General features: G+C 59.9%; 13 protein-coding genes. 10 read left to right on the top strand and 3 right to left on the bottom strand.

Translation table 11 applies throughout. From position 1 onward, the window contains the following. Nucleotides 1-139 precede the first annotated feature (139 nt). From ACQK2G_RS08220 to ACQK2G_RS08210, 3 genes are all read left to right on the top strand, one after another. Nucleotides 140-1,264 carry an efflux RND transporter periplasmic adaptor subunit gene (locus ACQK2G_RS08220; RefSeq protein ID WP_425404544.1) on the top strand — a complete coding sequence of 375 codons (1,125 nt, stop codon included), beginning with the start codon at nucleotides 140-142 and terminating at the stop codon, nucleotides 1,262-1,264. Nucleotide 1,265: 1 nt separating this feature from the next. Next, a complete protein-coding gene (locus ACQK2G_RS08215) occupies nucleotides 1,266-4,445 on the top strand; it encodes an efflux RND transporter permease subunit (protein ID WP_425404543.1) in 3,180 nt (1,059 codons plus the stop codon). 140 nt (nucleotides 4,446-4,585) lie between these two features. Continuing rightward, nucleotides 4,586-4,963, top strand: a complete 378-nt coding sequence (locus tag ACQK2G_RS08210) for a hypothetical protein (protein WP_425404542.1) — start codon at nucleotides 4,586-4,588, stop codon at nucleotides 4,961-4,963. Nucleotides 4,964-4,991: 28 nt separating this feature from the next. Here the strand turns inward: ACQK2G_RS08210 and ACQK2G_RS08205 are convergent, their stop codons facing one another. Continuing rightward, a complete protein-coding gene (locus tag ACQK2G_RS08205) occupies nucleotides 4,992-5,885 on the bottom strand; it encodes a helix-turn-helix transcriptional regulator (protein WP_425404541.1) in 894 nt (297 codons plus the stop codon). Nucleotides 5,886-6,148: 263 nt separating this feature from the next. Between ACQK2G_RS08205 and ACQK2G_RS08200 the strand changes: the two genes are divergently transcribed. The 4 genes from ACQK2G_RS08200 to ACQK2G_RS08185 all read left to right on the top strand — a co-directional run bounded on the left by ACQK2G_RS08200 (nucleotide 6,149) and on the right by ACQK2G_RS08185 (nucleotide 10,217). Continuing rightward, entirely contained in the window at nucleotides 6,149-6,607 is a 459-nt protein-coding gene (locus ACQK2G_RS08200) for a flavodoxin domain-containing protein (RefSeq protein ID WP_425404540.1), read from the top strand. A gap of 109 nt (nucleotides 6,608-6,716) precedes the next feature. Further along, nucleotides 6,717-8,267, top strand: a complete 1,551-nt coding sequence (locus ACQK2G_RS08195) for a benzoate-CoA ligase family protein (RefSeq protein ID WP_425404539.1) — start codon at nucleotides 6,717-6,719, stop codon at nucleotides 8,265-8,267. Nucleotides 8,268-8,282: 15 nt separating this feature from the next. Continuing rightward, the gene (locus ACQK2G_RS08190; RefSeq protein WP_425404538.1) at nucleotides 8,283-9,092 is read left to right on the top strand and encodes an alpha/beta fold hydrolase; all 810 of its coding nucleotides are present in this window, start codon (nucleotides 8,283-8,285) and stop codon (nucleotides 9,090-9,092) included. 9 nt (nucleotides 9,093-9,101) lie between these two features. Further along, nucleotides 9,102-10,217, top strand: a complete 1,116-nt coding sequence (locus ACQK2G_RS08185) for an MBL fold metallo-hydrolase (RefSeq protein WP_425404537.1) — start codon at nucleotides 9,102-9,104, stop codon at nucleotides 10,215-10,217. Between the two features lie 65 nt (nucleotides 10,218-10,282). Here ACQK2G_RS08185 and ACQK2G_RS08180 read toward each other — a convergent pair whose 3' ends face one another. Together ACQK2G_RS08180 and ACQK2G_RS08175 are read right to left on the bottom strand one after the other, a co-directional pair. Next, nucleotides 10,283-10,858 carry a MarR family winged helix-turn-helix transcriptional regulator gene (locus ACQK2G_RS08180; RefSeq protein ID WP_425404536.1) on the bottom strand — a complete coding sequence of 192 codons (576 nt, stop codon included), beginning with the start codon at nucleotides 10,856-10,858 and terminating at the stop codon, nucleotides 10,283-10,285. Nucleotides 10,859-10,960: 102 nt separating this feature from the next. Continuing rightward, nucleotides 10,961-11,761 (bottom strand): IclR family transcriptional regulator, encoded by an 801-nt coding sequence (locus ACQK2G_RS08175; RefSeq protein WP_425404535.1) that lies wholly within the window; start codon nucleotides 11,759-11,761, stop codon nucleotides 10,961-10,963. A gap of 215 nt (nucleotides 11,762-11,976) precedes the next feature. Between ACQK2G_RS08175 and ACQK2G_RS08170 the strand changes: the two genes are divergently transcribed. Genes ACQK2G_RS08170 through nadN form a run of 3 tightly spaced genes read left to right on the top strand, consistent with a single transcriptional unit; the run spans nucleotide 11,977 to nucleotide 16,591 of the window. After that, the gene (locus ACQK2G_RS08170) at nucleotides 11,977-13,119 is read left to right on the top strand and encodes an FAD-dependent monooxygenase (protein WP_425404534.1); all 1,143 of its coding nucleotides are present in this window, start codon (nucleotides 11,977-11,979) and stop codon (nucleotides 13,117-13,119) included. After that, a complete protein-coding gene (locus ACQK2G_RS08165; protein WP_425404533.1) occupies nucleotides 13,116-14,768 on the top strand; it encodes a benzoate-CoA ligase family protein in 1,653 nt (550 codons plus the stop codon). Before ACQK2G_RS08170 ends, ACQK2G_RS08165 begins: the two co-directional genes overlap by 4 nt. Further along, nucleotides 14,765-16,591 carry an NAD nucleotidase gene (nadN, locus tag ACQK2G_RS08160; RefSeq protein WP_425404532.1) on the top strand — a complete coding sequence of 609 codons (1,827 nt, stop codon included), beginning with the start codon at nucleotides 14,765-14,767 and terminating at the stop codon, nucleotides 16,589-16,591. The genes ACQK2G_RS08165 and nadN overlap by 4 nt, the downstream gene beginning before the upstream one ends.

Raw genomic sequence — 16,591 nt, 5'->3', positions numbered from 1 at the left:
CCAGGACAAACAATAGTGTTAACTGTTTAGGAGTGAATGCATTATCGTGCGCCCCTGACACGAATGGCTTTGGCGGGGCGTTCCCCGCACCTTCATTGATTGGAGCGCTACACTGAGTTCGAAACGGTTACATAGCCGCTTGGCCCGATTCCTGGTGGTCCTGATTTTGATCGGCATCGCTGCCTGGGGAACCAAGGATTACTGGCTGTCATATTTGAATGGGATGGCGACGACCGCCCCTGCCGATAGCAATGTCGTGGCCGGCGGAACGTCGGATGCCGCGCCCCGTGCCCGGCCGGCAAATTCCGGTGCGGCCCAGGCCGTGCCGGTCCTGGTGGAGGCGGCGGGGGAAGCGCCCGATGAGGTTACCATAGAAGCCATCGGCACCGCGCGGGCCGTTCGGTCGGTCATCCTTTTCCCCAAGGTCGACGGCGAAGTGGTTGAACTTCCGATCCAGTCGGGGCAAAGGGTCCGGAACGGCGAGGTTCTCATGAAACTGGCCAATCGGTCGGCAGCACTTTCGGTGCGGGTAGCGGAGACCAGGGTTCGGGAAGCCAAGAGCGCGCTTGCCCGGGCAGAGCAGTTGCGTCGAACCAATGTCCGGTCCCCCGCGAATGTCGAGGATGCCGAAGTCATCCTGGAACGGGCGACATTGGAACTGCAGCAGGCGCAGGAGAATCTGGCGGACCGAACGTTAAGGGCGCCCTTCGACGGCATCGTCGGCATTCCAAAGATTGAAATAGGCGATCGCATCACCGCGGCGACGGAAATCGTCACATTGGACGATCGGTCGACGCTTCTGGTCGAATTCGAAGTCGCGGAACGGTATTTGTCGCGCCTCGCGCTGGGCATGGCGCTCGACGCCCGCACGCCGACCTTTCCGGACCGCCGTATTGCCGGCAGCGTGGACGAAATTGACAGCCGGGTGGACCCGGTGTCTCGCACCGTGCTGATCCGCGCGGCCTTTCCGAACGGTGAGGACATATTGCGTCCCGGCATGTCCTTTTTCGTCACCCTGAAACTGCCCGGCCCGACCATGCCGACGGTCCCCGAACTGGCCCTGCAATGGCGCGATGGGAAGAGCTTCGTTTGGAAGATAGAAGAAGGGGCCGCGCAGCGGGTCGATGTCGTCGCGCGCCGCCGCCTGAATGATACGGTGCTGATCGAGGGCGATATCATTCCGGGTGACCTGGTCGTTGTCGAAGGTGTTCAGCGTCTGCGCGACGGACGGCATGTGGACATTTCCGTAAACGAGGGAAGCTGAGATGAGCGTGGACGGGAACGGGACGGACCATGTGCATGACAAGCCGGTCAACGACCTGCCGGCCATCAGCGTCCGCCGCCCCTATCTCGCCGTCGTCCTGAACCTCCTGATCATGATTGCGGGGTTCGGCGCGCTGCTGGGGGTCGAAGTACGCGAATTGCCCAGTGTCGACCGACCCGTCGTTTCCGTCCGAGGCAACTATCCGGGCGCTTCCCCGGAAACCGTGGACGCCGAGGCCACCCGCGTGATCGAGGACGCCGTGGCGCAGGTCAGCGGAATCAGTGAGGTCCGATCCTCCAGCGAGGAGAATAACTTCCGAATACATGCGGTCTTCGGCCCGAATGTGGATTTGGCGGATGCGGCGACAGACGTGCGGGAAGCCGTCAGCCGGGCAGAATTCGCTCTGCCCGATCAAGTCGAAAACATAACGGTCGTGAAGGCGGATTCGGACGTGGCCTCCGTCGTATCGCTCGCGATCTGGAGCGAGAGCCTGAAAATCGACGCTCTTACCCGTGTCGTCGAGGACCAGGTTTTGCCGGAGGTCAGCGCCGTTGAGGGCGTCGCCTACGCCTCCATATTCGGGGCGCAGGAACGGGTGCTACGGGTCAAGCTGGACCCGTTGAAGCTGGCCAGTTACGGGCTTTCCGTCGCCGATGTCGCGAATGTCATGCGCAATACGCAGCTCGACATCCCCGCCGGCAGTTTCAAATCGCGTGACCAGGAAGTCCTTGTTCGCGCCAACGCTTCCGTAAATGACCCTCAAAAGATCAAGGAGTTGTTCATCCGGGCGCCAGTGCGGATCGGAGACGTCGCCGATGTCTTCTTCGCCCCGGCGGAAGCCGAAAATTGGGTTCGGCTGAACGGCCGCCAAGTGATCAATGTGGGGGTCGCCCGTCAGGCAAATTCGAACACGATCGAAATCGCCGAAGGTGTCGCGCGCGCGGTGCAGACTCTTTCCCAACGCCTTCCACATGTGAATATTGAAACGATCACGGACGACTCGCTTTTCATCAAGAGATCGATCGCCGAACTGCTGACCACGCTGGGCTATACGATCTTGATCGTCGTTCTAGTGATTGCCCTCTTTACGGGCCAGATCCGGGCCTCATTCGTGCCGACGGTCGCCATACCGATTGCCCTGGTGGGTTCGCTTGCCGCGGTCTGGCTCCTCGGCTTTTCGATCAATCTGATCACCTTGCTCGCCATGGTCCTCGCGACCGGGATCGTTGTCGACGACGCCATTGTCGTGTTGGAGAATATCCAACGTCTACGTGCCCAAGGATTGAAGACTCGGGCGGCTGCCGTGCTGGGGACGCGCCAGGTTTTCTTCGCCGTACTGGCAACCACGGCAACCCTTGTTTCGGTCTTCGTACCGATCTCGTTTCTGCCGTCACAAACGGGTCAGTTGTTCCGTGAGTTCGGCTTCGTACTTGCGGTGACAGTCGTCATATCATCCTTCGTCGCCCTCTCTCTCGTTCCGATGATGGTGTCGAAACTTCCCAACAAGGAAGCCTCCAAGGGCGGCTTCCATACATCCCTGGGGCGTATCGGCCGTTTCTGCGCCCGAGCATACTCGGTGCCGCTCGATTTCTTCCTGAACGCTCCGCTGATCGTCTTGGCGATTTGCGGCGGGATCCTGTTCACCGCGTGGCAAGCCTACGGAACCCTAAAAGAGGAACTGGTCCCCGTAGAAGACCGCGGCAAGATCAGCGTTTTCATGACCGGTCCCGACGGCGTGGGCCTTGCCTATACGGACCGGCAGGTGGAAGCGGTCGAGCGGATCATCAAGCCCTATATGGACCAGGGCGTCGTACAAAACCTCTTCACCATAACGGGGCGTTACGACTTGAACCGGGGGTCGATCGATGCGCCCCTTGTCGACTGGTCCGAACGGGACATCAGCGAAAGCGAAATAGCGGATGACGTGAACAGGCAACTGTCCGAAATTCCCGGCGTGCAGGCACGCGTCGGACGCGGCAACAGCCTTAATCTCAGAAACGCGGACGGCGGTTTGAAATTCGCGCTAATCGGGGCGGATTATGGACGGATTTTCTCCCAGACCAGAGAGCTTGTGCGGGCGATCGAGGACGAGATTCCCTGGATCACGAACCTGAGGATTGAATTCCGGGCGACCCAGCCGGAACTTTCGATCGATGTGAACCGGGAACGCGCGACCGATCTCGGCGTCGATATCGAGGATCTTGCCACGACCATTCAAGTGCTGGTCGATGAGTTCGAGATCGCCGAACTGACGGTGAACGATGTTTCCGTCCCGATCATATTGCAGGCCACCGAAGGCGCGGTGAAAAACCCGGAGGACATCGCCAACCTTTACGTCTCCGCGACGGGCGGGCGGCTTGTCCCCTTGAGCCAGTTGGTCGTCTTCAGCGAAAGTTCGGTTGCCGCCGAACTTGACCGTCATGCCCAAAGCCGCGCGATTGAAGTGAATGCGAGCATCGCCCCCGACCGTACGCTCCGAGATGCGATCGACGCGGTTCAGGCCTTGGCCCAATCGTCATTGGATGCGGAAACAAGCCTTATCTTCCTGGCCGAAGCGAAGGCGTTGAACGAGACCTCCCACGATCTGGCCATTACCTATGTCATCGCCTTCGTGGTCGTGTTCCTTGTCCTGGTCGCGCAATTCGAGAGCCTGACCAGTGCCCTCGTCGTGGTCATTACCGTGCCATTCGGCATCTGTGCGGCGATCTTTGCCCTGTACCTTTCCGGGACGACCATCAATATCTATTCCCAGATTGGAGTGTTGTTGCTGATCGGCATCATGGCCAAGAACGCCATCCTGATGGTGGAGTTTGCCGATCAATGTCGGGAGGACGGCATGACACCGATCCAGGCGGCGCGGCATGCATCGCTTGTCCGACTGCGGCCGATCATGATGACCATGTTCTCCACCGTATTCGCCGGACTGCCCTTGATCTTCGGGACCGGCGCCGGCGCGGAATCCCGCACGGCCATCGGCTGGGTCATTTTCGGCGGGCTTGGCATCGCGGGATTTGTCACCTTGTTTCTCGCCCCCGTTCTCTATTCGCGCATCGCCGGTTTCTCCAAACCGCGCAGTCAGGAGGGCGCGGAACTGCATGATGAACTGCGGCAGGCGCACGGTCACAACCTGCGCGAAGCGACCGGCGGCAACAGGCCAACCCAGGAAACCCCTGCGGAATGAGCGTCGGCAAGTACGATCAAGCGCGCGGCAAACCTTTGTTGCTGTGACAGCGCTTTATAGGCAAACACCGCTATTGGCATAATGCTACGTGTGAACCCATAATTGAATATCCATGCCAATCAGCACGTGAAAGCATCACCGTGAGCCGCGACGCCAAGATTAATCGAGAAGATGCGCAAATCGAAATCGTGCTCCACGGCATGGTTGGTGGGGCGGAATTCGCTTGGGGCCTGCGCGAAATCGAGCGCGCCTGCCGGAAGGATAGCGTAGTATCCGTGGTCTGGGACTTCCGGAAAGCCGACCTCAGCCAACTTAACTTCGAAGTCATCCAGGGGTCAGTGGAAGATTGGCCGGCGCTGGCCCTTGGGGAAGACACCCGAATAGCGGCCGTCGCGGGAAATCAATTGGATGAAATCCTACTGCGGCTTTGGCGTGAAGCAGGCCAACACCGGGACAGACGGCAACGCATGGTGTTCCTGGATATCGAGGAAGCCAGGATCTGGGCAGCGCAGAAGTAACCGCAGCACTTTCGGCCGCGACAAAAGTCTAGGCCACAGCCTTCTCGATACCAAGAATATCCTTCACCAATACGGCTAGATCCTTTCCGCTTTCCTCGACGGACTTGCCGCTGGTATCGAGCACCGCGTCGGCCCGTCGATAATCCGCTTCACGGGCGGCAAGGATCGCCTTCAGGTCATCCATTGCCTCACGATTCTGCGCCATGGGCCGAAGATCGCCCTGGGCCACGACGCGGGACATGTGCTCCTCGGGCGAAGCCTGAACCCAGATCGTGTGCGAATGGTCCAGCAGATAGGCGAAGGTGGACGGTTCTGAAACGATCCCGCCAGCGGTGGAAAGAACCACGCCGTCATGATCACGGATCACCGCTTCCAGGCACCGTCGCTCATACCGCCTGAAGGCGGGCTGGCCGTTTAGGGCGAGGATTTCGCCGATACTGCCGCCGTATTCCTGCTCGATCACACGGTTCAGTTCCACGAAGGGGACATCCATCTGCTCGGCCAGTCTCCGGCCCAAGGTCGACTTGCCGCCGCCCCGCAATCCGATCAGGGAAATGCGGCGGCCTTTCATGTCCTCGCCCGCGGGGCGCATGATCTTCAGCGCGGCTCGGCGAATGGCGTCAAGTTCCTCGGCGCTGGCGCGTTCCAGCAGCGGGATGAGCGAGACGACCGGTTCCGTTGCCTCGGATTCTCCGGCAATCAGGGAAGCCAGGGATACATCCATCGCCATGGATACCTGCCGCAGCAACGCGATCGACGGATTGCCGGTGCCCCCTTCCAGCTGCGCGAGATACCGTTCGGATACACCCGAATCGCGGGCGAGGATCCGGCGCGTCATTCCGCGTTTGGCGCGCTCTGCCCGAACTCTCTCCCCCAATCGCGTGAGGTATTCGGCCAACGCTTTATCTTCTTCGTTCTTCACCGTTGCCAACCTGATAATGTTATCATTTCTCTTGCGCGGCTCATTGCGGTCCCGTCTCCAAAGCTTTCACACCGGCCTTTGGAGCCTTGCCAAAATGCATATTATGATACGCACCGCGATCGAGATGCAGTATAATGCTTTTCAGCCGCAAGTGTCGGCATTATATTGCCGGTCACCGGGAGCATCCATCACAAAGTTGCCCCTGGCCAAGGGTCCGCAAACAGGACCCGACATAAAGAGGCGCTTGGCATCAGGGTAAACGCATGGGCGAAAACATACATATTCTGGTCGGCACCATGACCGGCACGGCGGAGCTTGTCGCCGACGAGATCCTCGACACCTTGCTGGACAAGGGGGCCGAAGCGGAAATCTCGTTGATGGACGATCTACGCGCCGACGCGGTCTCCGCCGCCGATACGGTGATCATCTGCACATCCACGTATGGTCAGGGCGACGTCCCCGACAATGCCCAAGCACTGCTGGAGTCCTTGAAGGAAGCGAAACCGGACCTTTCTTCGGTCCGCTACGGCGTCTTCGCGTTGGGCGATATGACCTATGCCCAGACCTTCTGCTTCGGCGGCAAGCAATTCGACGAAACGTTCCAGGAACTTGGCGCGAAACGGGTCGGCGACGTTCGACTTCACGACGCTTCGTCCGGCTCCCTGCCGGAAGACGAGGCATCGGATTGGGCCGCCGACTGGTACGAAGAACTCGTCGCCTGATCGGCGACCCGCCCCTTCCTTGGGGGCACTGCGCAAAAAATAAGAATCCGGACGGCAGGCCATGCCGACCCAACCGGGCCCGCGACAGGAATACATTAGGGAGGATGTTATGGCGGAAACCGGTATCCGGTTTGACGACGAATACAATGCCGCGGTGGATCTCATCGCGCGCAATCTGGCCGCCGGCCGGGCTGACAAACCCGCCTTCATCGATATCAACGGCTCCCATACCTATGGAGACGTGGAACGGCTCTCCAACAAGGTCGCCAATGCGATGACCGCCATGGGTATCCGGCGCGAGCAGCGCGTCCTGATGTGCATGTTGGACACGGTCGATTTTGTCGCCGTCTTTCTGGGCTGCATCAAGGCCGGCATCGTTCCTGTCCCGGTGAACACCCGGCTGACGGCCAAAGACTACAGTTTCATGTTGGACGATAGCCGCGCAGCCGCCCTGATCGTATCCGAACCGCTCTACCCGCTGTTTGCCGACGATATCGACAAGCATCCGGACCTGGACCACGTCATCGTCTCCGGCGCCGACAGCCTCGGCCACAAGGCGTTGTCCGATCTGATAGACGCGGCGTCGGACGCGTTCGAACCGGCGCGCACACGGCGCGACGATATGTGCTTCTGGCTCTATACCTCCGGCACCACGGGCATGCCCAAGGGTGCGGTGCATTTGCAAAGCCATCTGATCGAAACGGCGAACCTCTACGCCAAGCCGGTCCTGGGCATAGAAGAAAACGATGTGGTTTATTCGGCGGCCAAGCTTTTCTTCGCCTATGGTCTCGGTAACGGGCTGACTTTCCCGATGGCGGTCGGGGCCACTGCGATCCTGTATGCGGGACCGCCCGACGCCGCGGCGGTCGTATCGATCCTGCGGGACAGGAAACCGACGATATTCTATGGCGTCCCGACGCTCTACGGCATGTTGCTGGCAAGCGGCCAATTGCCCAAACGGGGCGAGCATGCGCTGCGGCTCTGCACCTCCGCCGGCGAGGCTCTGCCGGCCGAACTGCTGCGGCGTTGGAAAGAGACCACGGGAACCGATATCCTGGACGGGATCGGCACGACCGAAATGCTCCACATTTTCCTGTCCAACAGTGCCGGCGATATCAAGCCGGGAACGACCGGCAAGCCGGTTCCCGGCTACGATCTGCGTTTGGTGGATGAAGACGGCAACCCCGTCCCGCCCGGCGAGATGGGAACCTTGGAAGTGTCCGGCCCCACCAGTGCAGTCATGTACTGGAACCAGCGTGAAAAGAGTCGACAGACATTCCGCGGCCCCTGGACCCGGACCGGCGACAAATACACCGTGGATGCCGATGGCTACTATACCTATGCCGGCCGGACCGACGACATGATGAAGGTCGGCGGCATCTACGTGTCGCCCTTCGAGGTGGAAACCGCCGTCCTGACCCATGAATGCGTTCTGGAGGTCGCCGTCGTCGGGCAACCCGACCAGGACGACCTGATCAAACCGAAAGCTTTTGTGGTTTTGAACCAGGGGCATTCACCCAGCGATGACCTGGCCCTGGCCCTGATCGAGCACGCCAAGGCCGAACTGGCCGCCTTCAAACGCCCGCGTTGGATTGAGTTCGTCGAAGAACTGCCGAAGACGGCAACAGGCAAGATTCAGCGATACAAGTTGCGCCTTTAGGAAGGTCCGGTGTCCATGCCCCTTCCCCGTACAAGCGAGGCCGTCCTGCGGAACGGTCGCGCCTTCACCCAGCCCGCCGCCGGCCGCATGCTCGAATGCGTGATGCTGAACGAGGAAGCAGCTTCCAACGCCGCGCCACTTGTCTTCCTGCATGAAGGTCTGGGTTCGGTTTCGATGTGGCGTGATTTTCCCGCCGGCGTCGCCGCCGCGGCGGACCGCAGGACATTGGTCTATTCGCGATACGGCTACGGCCAGTCGGATATCTTGGAAGAACCATTCAATACCGGGTACATGCATGACGAGGGCACGATCGCCCTGCCCGGCCTGCTGGATTCCCTGGGCATGGAAAAGCCTGTCCTGGTCGGTCATAGCGACGGAGCCTCGATCGCCCTTCTGCATGCCGGCCTTTCCGGACGCGAAGTGTCGGGTCTGGTTCTGCTGGCGCCGCATGTTTTCGTCGAGCAAATATCAGTGACCTCCATCGCAAAGATCGGGGAATCGTTCGACCGAACCGACATGGCGGAGAAACTGGCACGCCATCACCGGGACCCGGTCAGAACCTTCCGCGGCTGGAACGACATTTGGCTTCATCCCGCATTCCGGGACTGGAACATTGAAGACTGCTTGCCCGCCATAGACTGTCCGGTCCTGGTCATTCAGGGTGAAGATGACGAATATGGCAGCGACGAGCAGGTTCAGGCGATTGAACGAAGTGTCTCCGGGCCCTGCACCACTTTGATGCTGCCGAATTGCGGGCATTCACCGCACCGCGACCAGCGGGAAACGGTGCTCCGCGCGGTCAGCGACTTCGTCGGACGTCTGTAGGGGGAAACCATGACGCATATGCGACAAGACGGGATGGACTATCTGGACATTCCGCCACCAGGTCGGGGCGAGGTCGTCGAAGTCGCGCCGGGCGTGCACTGGATACGCATGCCCCTGCCCATGGCATTGGATCACATCAATCTTTGGCTTCTAGAAGACGAGGACCCGGCCGACAGATCGCCGACCTGGACGATTGTCGATACGGGCATGGCCAGCAATCTCACCAAGGATCTCTGGACGCAGATCTTCAACGGGCCCGCCGCGTCACGCAGGCCGATGCAATTGATCTGCACGCATTACCATCCCGATCATTTCGGCCTCGCCGGATGGTTGGCCGAGACATACGATCTGGCAGTACGCATGACCGACCAGGAATGGACAACGGGGACATTGCTTTGGCGCGTTCCGGCCGAGGAATTCGCCACCAGCCAGGACCGTTTTCTTGCCCGTCACTGCGTTCCGCGGGAAATCCGCGACTTTCACCTTGGGCGCGGCAACGCTTACGACAAAGGTGTCGGACGGCCGCCGGAATCGTTTTTGCCGATGGAGGAAGGTGAGATCCTCTCCATCGGAGGACGAGGTTGGCGGGTGATTACGGTGGGCGGACATACGCCTGCCCAGGCCGTTCTGTATTGCGAACAACTCAACGTCCTGATTTCCGGCGATCAAATCCTGCCGCAGATCAGCCCGATCGTTTCGGTCTGGTGGTACCGCAGCGGCATTTCACCCTTGCCGGATTTCCTGAACAGTATCAGCAAATGCCGTTCCCTGCCCCAGGATGCGTTGGTGCTTCCGTCCCATCGCCAACCCTTCCGCAGTCTTCATCGGCGTATCGACGAATTGCTGGATCACCATCGTGACCGGCTGCAGGAATTGCGCGATGGGCTTAGGGATACGGGTACCCTGACGACCTTGCAGGCAAAACAGATCCTGTTTCCCAGAATCGAGGAACCTGCCAACTTCGTCTTTGCGATAGGCGAAACGGTGGCCCATTTGGAGCATCTCGTCCGTACCGGTGAACTGACTGTCGAGACCCAGTCGGACAAGACATTGCTGTATCGCCAGAAACGACAGGGCAAATCCTTCGAAACGGAAGAGGACGAGGTGCAGGAATTGCACTTCTAGGACAATTGATCCGGAAAACTGTTGGGCTGGGGGGCCGCGACGATGCGATCGGAGGGAAGTCAGATTTACCCGAGCTTGCGGAGCAAGGCGATCAATTGCGTCCTTTCCCGCTTGGTCAGCGTTTGGGCGATTTCCTCCTCATGCTGATCGACCAAGTCCTCCATACGACCGACCGTGCTGGCGCCCTCGAAGGTCAAATGCACGGAATGCGCACGACCGTCGTTCCGGGCCGGTCGACGCTCGATAAGGCCGAGCTTGCCAAGTTTGTTGAGAATGGGGACGAGCGTAGAGCGATCTATGCCGACGGCGGCCGCCAGCCGGCTCTGATTCAGTCCTGGATTGTCCCGCACGAGGACCAGGATGCGGAACAAACCTGGGGTGATCGTCGCAATGACGGGATCACCATCGTTCTTCAGTGTTTCCCGGAAATGATCGAAGACACGCAACTGCGCCAAGCGAAGATTGTAACCGATGAGGTTCGGCATGATGCCGAGGCTGATGCGGACGACCCCGTCATTGTCGATCATGCCGCCGCCGGAAGCGACACCGGCCAAGGTTCTGTTCGGGTTTTCGTCGACAATCTCAGTTCCGCCGTTCCGCAGATAGTCGGACGGTTCATTTGCCTTGCGGGCGTTGGCCATGTTTCTTTCCCCAAATTCAATACAACACGCACCGGCGCCCGCCCCCACAGCTGCCGGTACTCCTATACCTATTCTGTCAGGCCTTTTCCGGCTCGGCACCCCCTAATCGCTGGACGCCGGATCAAGGACCGACAAATTCCTCGCCGTCTCGACAAGCAACGGCAGGATTTCACCCTCCGGGTCGGTAACCGCCTTGCTGCGTCCGACCAGGGTCACCGCAACCTCGACATCGCCCTGCCAATTCAGAACCGGTGCGGAAGCGGCGAAGAGCCCCGGGATATATTGTCCATCCGCGCAGGCATATCCCAGCCGTCGGATCTCGCTTCGCATGTCGTCCAACGAGGAGAAATCCTCGCTTGCGCCGACGGCACCGCTGGCGACCCCGATGCCGGACGCCAGAAAGGCCTTTACGGAACCTTCGGGCAGATAGGCCGCAAAGATTCGTCCCGTCGCCGAGGTAAAGAGATCCATGACCGAGCCAAGACCGAGCGCGGTCGTGAGCGCATCGGTGCCGCGCTCCCAGCGCACCAAGGTCGGACCGTAGTTTCCCCAGACAGCCATGGTTCCGGTCACGCCGGTCCGCGCCACCAGATCTTCCATCGCCGCGGCCGCCCGGTTGACGAAATCGTTCCGGTTCAGGGCTGCAAGTCCGACCGCAAGCGCGCGCGGGCCGAGGTCATATGCACCCGACCGCCGAGGCTGGTCGAGAAAGCCCGCAGAAACCAGGCTGGATACATAGCGGTGCAGTTTGCTCGCCGGCATGCCCAGGGTTTCCCCCAACTGCGTGAGGGTCAGTGGGCCATTTGCCGCCACGAACGCTTCCAACACCGACAAGCCGATGTCGAAGGATTGAATTCCCCGCCGGGTACCGATTTTCTCCGACGTCTCCGTTCCTTTGACCATTTCCTCCGCCCCGTAACTCTTCCCCGTTCCCTGTCCCAATATCGTTATGTGGCAAACCCGGAACGCTCAAGCATCCTTCCGTCGATCCAAGGCAAAACACCTCGCCACCCCCAACAATTGAACAAAAGTGAATTTATTGTATATTTCGGAAAAACGGCGGCATTGATGCCCGAAACGCACGTCGCCGGAAAAACGAAATTTGGGAAGGAGCGATCATGCGGATAACCGTCCTTGGCGGCGGACCGGCCGGCCTTTATTCAGCTACATTGTTGAAACGGGACAATCCCGCGGCATCGGTGACCGTCTATGAACAAAATCCAAGGGATGTGACCTGGGGTTTCGGAGTGGTGTTTTCCGACCGGGCGCTCTCTTTCCTGGAAGCAGACGATCCGGATACATATCGCGCTTTCGCCGGCCAATTGGAAACCTGGCAGGACATCACGATCGACCTTCTCGGGGACAAGACCGTGATCGACGGGGTCGGTTTCGCTGCAATCGCTCGCCTTAAACTCATCCAAATCCTGACCCGCCGAGCCGAAGACGTTGGCGTGGACCTGAAATTCGGTAGCCGTCCCGATACCTACGAGGAAAGTCTGAACGAGGCGGACCTGGTGATTGCAGCGGATGGCGTCAATTCAGTCATCCGCGGCCGTGACCCGGAAGGTTTCGCCGCCAGCGTCGATCATCTGACAAACCGGTTCGCCTGGTACGGCACAACCAAGACATTCCCGACCCTGACGCAAACCTTCCGTCGGTCGGACAGGGGTCCTTTCAACGCGCATCACTATCGCTACGCCCCGGATATGAGCACCTTCATCGTCGAAACGACAGAGGACGTCTGGCGCAATGCCGGGTTGGACCGGGCCGATGACGAAGAAAGCCGTAAAATCTGCGAAACGGTTTTTGCCGACGTATTGGACGGCCATCCTTTGATTTCCAACAAGTCGATTTGGAGAGTCTTCCCGAAAGTCTGGAACGAAAGCTGGTACAATGGAAACACGGTGCTGATCGGCGATGCGTTGCACACGGCGCATTTTTCCATCGGGTCCGGCACGCGCCTGGCAATGGAGGACGCGATCTCGCTTGCAAAGTCGATCCGTGAAAACCCGGGTGACCTCCGGAAGGCTTTGCAGGCCTATCAGGATGAGCGCAAGCCGATCGTCGCCAAACTGGTCCGCGCCGCGGAACAAAGTGCGGGATGGTACGAACAGTTCGTCGCGCATATGGAGATGCCGCCGCTCGATTTCGCGCATGGTTACATCAAACGCGCCGGCCGCATGGACGATGACAAATTGCGCGCCGCCGCCCCGAAATTCATGGCACAGTATGACGCTGTCAAGAAAGAAGCCGCCCAATGAACGACATGGCCGCTCAAGACTCCATTCAGATCAAGGATCTGGTACCGCGTGACGGCGAAGCCGCCCGTGAAATCGGTTTCACGGTGCCGAACCGTTACAACGCCTCCGCCATCCTGTTTGACAACCTGGACAAGGGTCTGGCCGAAAAGATTGCGGTCTATAGCGACGAAGGCAACAGGACCTATGCGGCTCTGTGCGAAGAGGCCTGCCGTTATGGAAACGCGTTGCTTTCACTGGACCTGAAACGGGGGGATCGCGTCCTCATCGTATTGAACGACGGTCCTGCCTATCCCGCCGCTGCTTTTGGCGCGATCCGCGCGGGTCTCGTGCCGATCTTTCTGAACACCCAATCGCCGTCCGACCTGCTGCATTTCTTCGCGGAAAATTCCGGCGCACGCGCCTGCATTACCCAGATGGAATTTCTGGATGCCTTCACTGCCGAGGATTGGTCGGCCACACGTCTGCAAACCGTCATCCTGACCGATGGTGCCGGGACTGAAACCATACCCGGCGTCGATATCCGTGGACCGGAAACGGTGGCGGGGGCGTCCCCTACCCTGGAGCCCGCCGATACCGGCCGCGACGACATGGCCTTCTGGATGTATTCTTCCGGTTCCACCGGACGGCCCAAGGCGGTCGTCCATCTGCATCACGACATGCTCTATACGGCAATTTCCTATGCGGACCGTGTGCTGGGCATCCAGCAGGACGACATCTGCTTCTCCGTCCCAAAAATCTACTTCGCCTACGGGTTCGGCAACAGCGTGACCTTCCCCTTCCACGCCGGGGCCAGCGCCATGCTGTTCGCGGGCCGGCCGACGCCGGACAAAATTTTCGAGCAGATTTCCCGCCATCGGCCGACGCTGTTCTTCGCCCTTCCCACCGTATACACCGCGATGATCAAGGCGCCGGAAGCGAACGGTGCGGACCTGTCCTCGGTTCGCCGCTGCATCTCCGCGGCTGAAATCCTGTCGCAGGATGTATTCGGCGCCTGGGAGCAACGGTTCGGTCATCGGATCGTCGAGGGTCTCGGTTCGACCGAAGTTCTGCACATCTATCTTTCGAACAGCCCGGAGCTTCAGAAACCGGGATCGGCCGGCAAACGCGTGCCGGGTTACGAAATGAAACTGACGGACCGTGACGGCCGCCTGGTCGGCATCAGCGAAGAAGGCATTCTTTGGGTCCGCGGCGACTCGAACGCACCGTGTTACTGGAACCGCCCGGATAAAACGGCCGAGACCATGCGTGACGGCTGGATCTGGACGGGCGACCGGTTCGTGATGGACGAAGACGGCTTCTACTTCTTCAAGGGCCGCGCCGACGATCTGATCAAGGTAAGCGGCCAATGGGTCTATCCGCTTGAAGTGGAGCTATGCCTGAACGAGCACCCCAAGGTCATGGAATGCGCGGTAATGGGTCTGTCCATGGCGGATGGACGCATGACCTTGGCTGCCGCCGTCGCGCCGATGCCCGGGATTGAGGGCGATGACGGCCTGGGCAAGGAACTGAAAGCCTATACACAGGAAAAACTACTGCCCTACAAATACGCCCGCCAAGTGATCTACATGACCAGCCTGCCCAAGACCGGAACCGACAAGATCGATCGGCAGGCCTGCAAACGGGCGCTAGAGGAGACCCTTCGCCAATGATCGGAAAATTTCCTTCGCGTTTTCTGACAGGCGCCTTCGTGGGCCTGGCGGTGGCCATGGCCCTGACCGCGCCGGTCACACCCGCCGGCGCGGCGGATCTGACGATCCTGCATATCAACGATCATCATGCCCATCTGGAAGCGGATGACGGCATGGATCTGCTCCTTGCCGGCGAAAGGACCCGTGTCACTGCCGGCGGTTTCCCCATGCTGGCAGCGCAGTTCAAAGCAATCGCGCAGGGCCGGGAAAACGTCTTGAAGCTTCATGCCGGCGACGCGATGATGGGTAGCCTGTACTTCACCCTGTTCCAGGGCGAAGCGGATGCGGCGCTCATGAATACGATCTGCTTCGATGCCTTCGCGCTGGGAAATCACGAATTCGACCTTGGCGATGCGGGCCTGCGCACCTTCATCGATTTCCTCCGCGAAGGGAATTGCGACACGCCTGTCCTCGGGGCGAATGTCGTGCCGGAGGTCGGCGTTTCGCCCTTGGCGCCGACAACCGCGAACGACTACATTTTGCCCTATATCGTCAAAGAGGTCGGCGGTTCGAAAGTGGGCATAATCGGGATCGACATCGCAAAGAAGACGAAGGTTTCCTCAAGCCCCGACCCGACAACCCAATTCCTGGACGAGGCCGAGACGGCACAGAAATACATCGACGAGCTGACCAAGGCCGGGATCGACCGGATCGTACTGTTGACCCATGTCCAATACGGCAACGACCTAGACTTGGCGAAGAACCTTCGGGGCGTTGACGTCATCATCGGCGGCGACAGCCACACCCTGCTGGGTGAGGAGTTCGAAGCCGTCGGCTTGGCCTCGGCCGGCCCCTATCCGACACGCGTCACCGGCAGAGACGGCAATACGGTCTGCGTTGCACAGGCCTGGGAATACTCCCGTGTCCTCGGTGAGTTGAACGTGGATTTCAATCCGGATGGAACCGTGGCGTCCTGTTCCGGCACCCCTCACCTTCCGCTGGCGGACAGCTTCAAGCGCAAGAATGCCGATGGCGACCGGGTGGAACTGGAAGGCGATGCCCGGCAGACGGTCCTCAAGGCCGTCGCGTCACACCCCTATCTGCGACTGAGCCAGGAAGACCCCACGGCCCTGGCGGCTTTGCAGCGCTATGCGTCGGTGGTGGATGAGCGGATCGGCGAGATTATCGGAACCGCCGCCGAAGATCTTTGCCTGGAACGGATCCCCGGACAGGGCCGATCGAAAGTCTGCGATGCGGCGGAGACGGCGGGCCATGGCTCCGACATCACCATGCTGGTCGCCCATGCCTTTCGGGAAATGTCCAAGACCGGAGAAATCGCGTTCCAGAACGGCGGCGGCGTGCGTATCGACGTGCCCGCCGGACCGATCAGCATCGGCACCGCGTATGAACTTCTGCCGTTTTCCAACACGCTGGTGGAATTGACCATGACGGGGGCGGAAATCCATGCGGTTCTGGAGGACGCGCTGGACTATGCCCTGCTGCCGGACGGATCCACCGGTGCCTATCCTTATGCCGCCGGTCTGCGCTGGAACGTGTCGCTATCCGCCGCCAAAGGGAAACGCCTGTCCGATATCGAATACAAGGGACCGAAAGATACTGCCTGGGTTCCGTTGGACAGGGCACGACACTACAAGGTCATCACCAACGACTATATCGCCGCGGGCCGCGACGGTTACGCGACGTTCAAGACAGTGACCGCGGACGGGCGATCACTGGACACCTATCTGGACTATGCGCAATCCTTCGTCGATTTCGTTAAACAGCGCGGAACCGTCGGCAAGCTGCCGGTCGAAGACTATTCCACCCAATCCATACAGAAATAG

It is taken from the genome of Hwanghaeella sp. (genome assembly GCF_965227365.1).
Lineage (GTDB): Bacteria > Pseudomonadota > Alphaproteobacteria > UBA8366 > Aestuariispiraceae > Hwanghaeella.
Note: the sequence above shows the minus strand (reverse complement) of the source record. Positions and strands in the feature narration are given on the sequence as shown.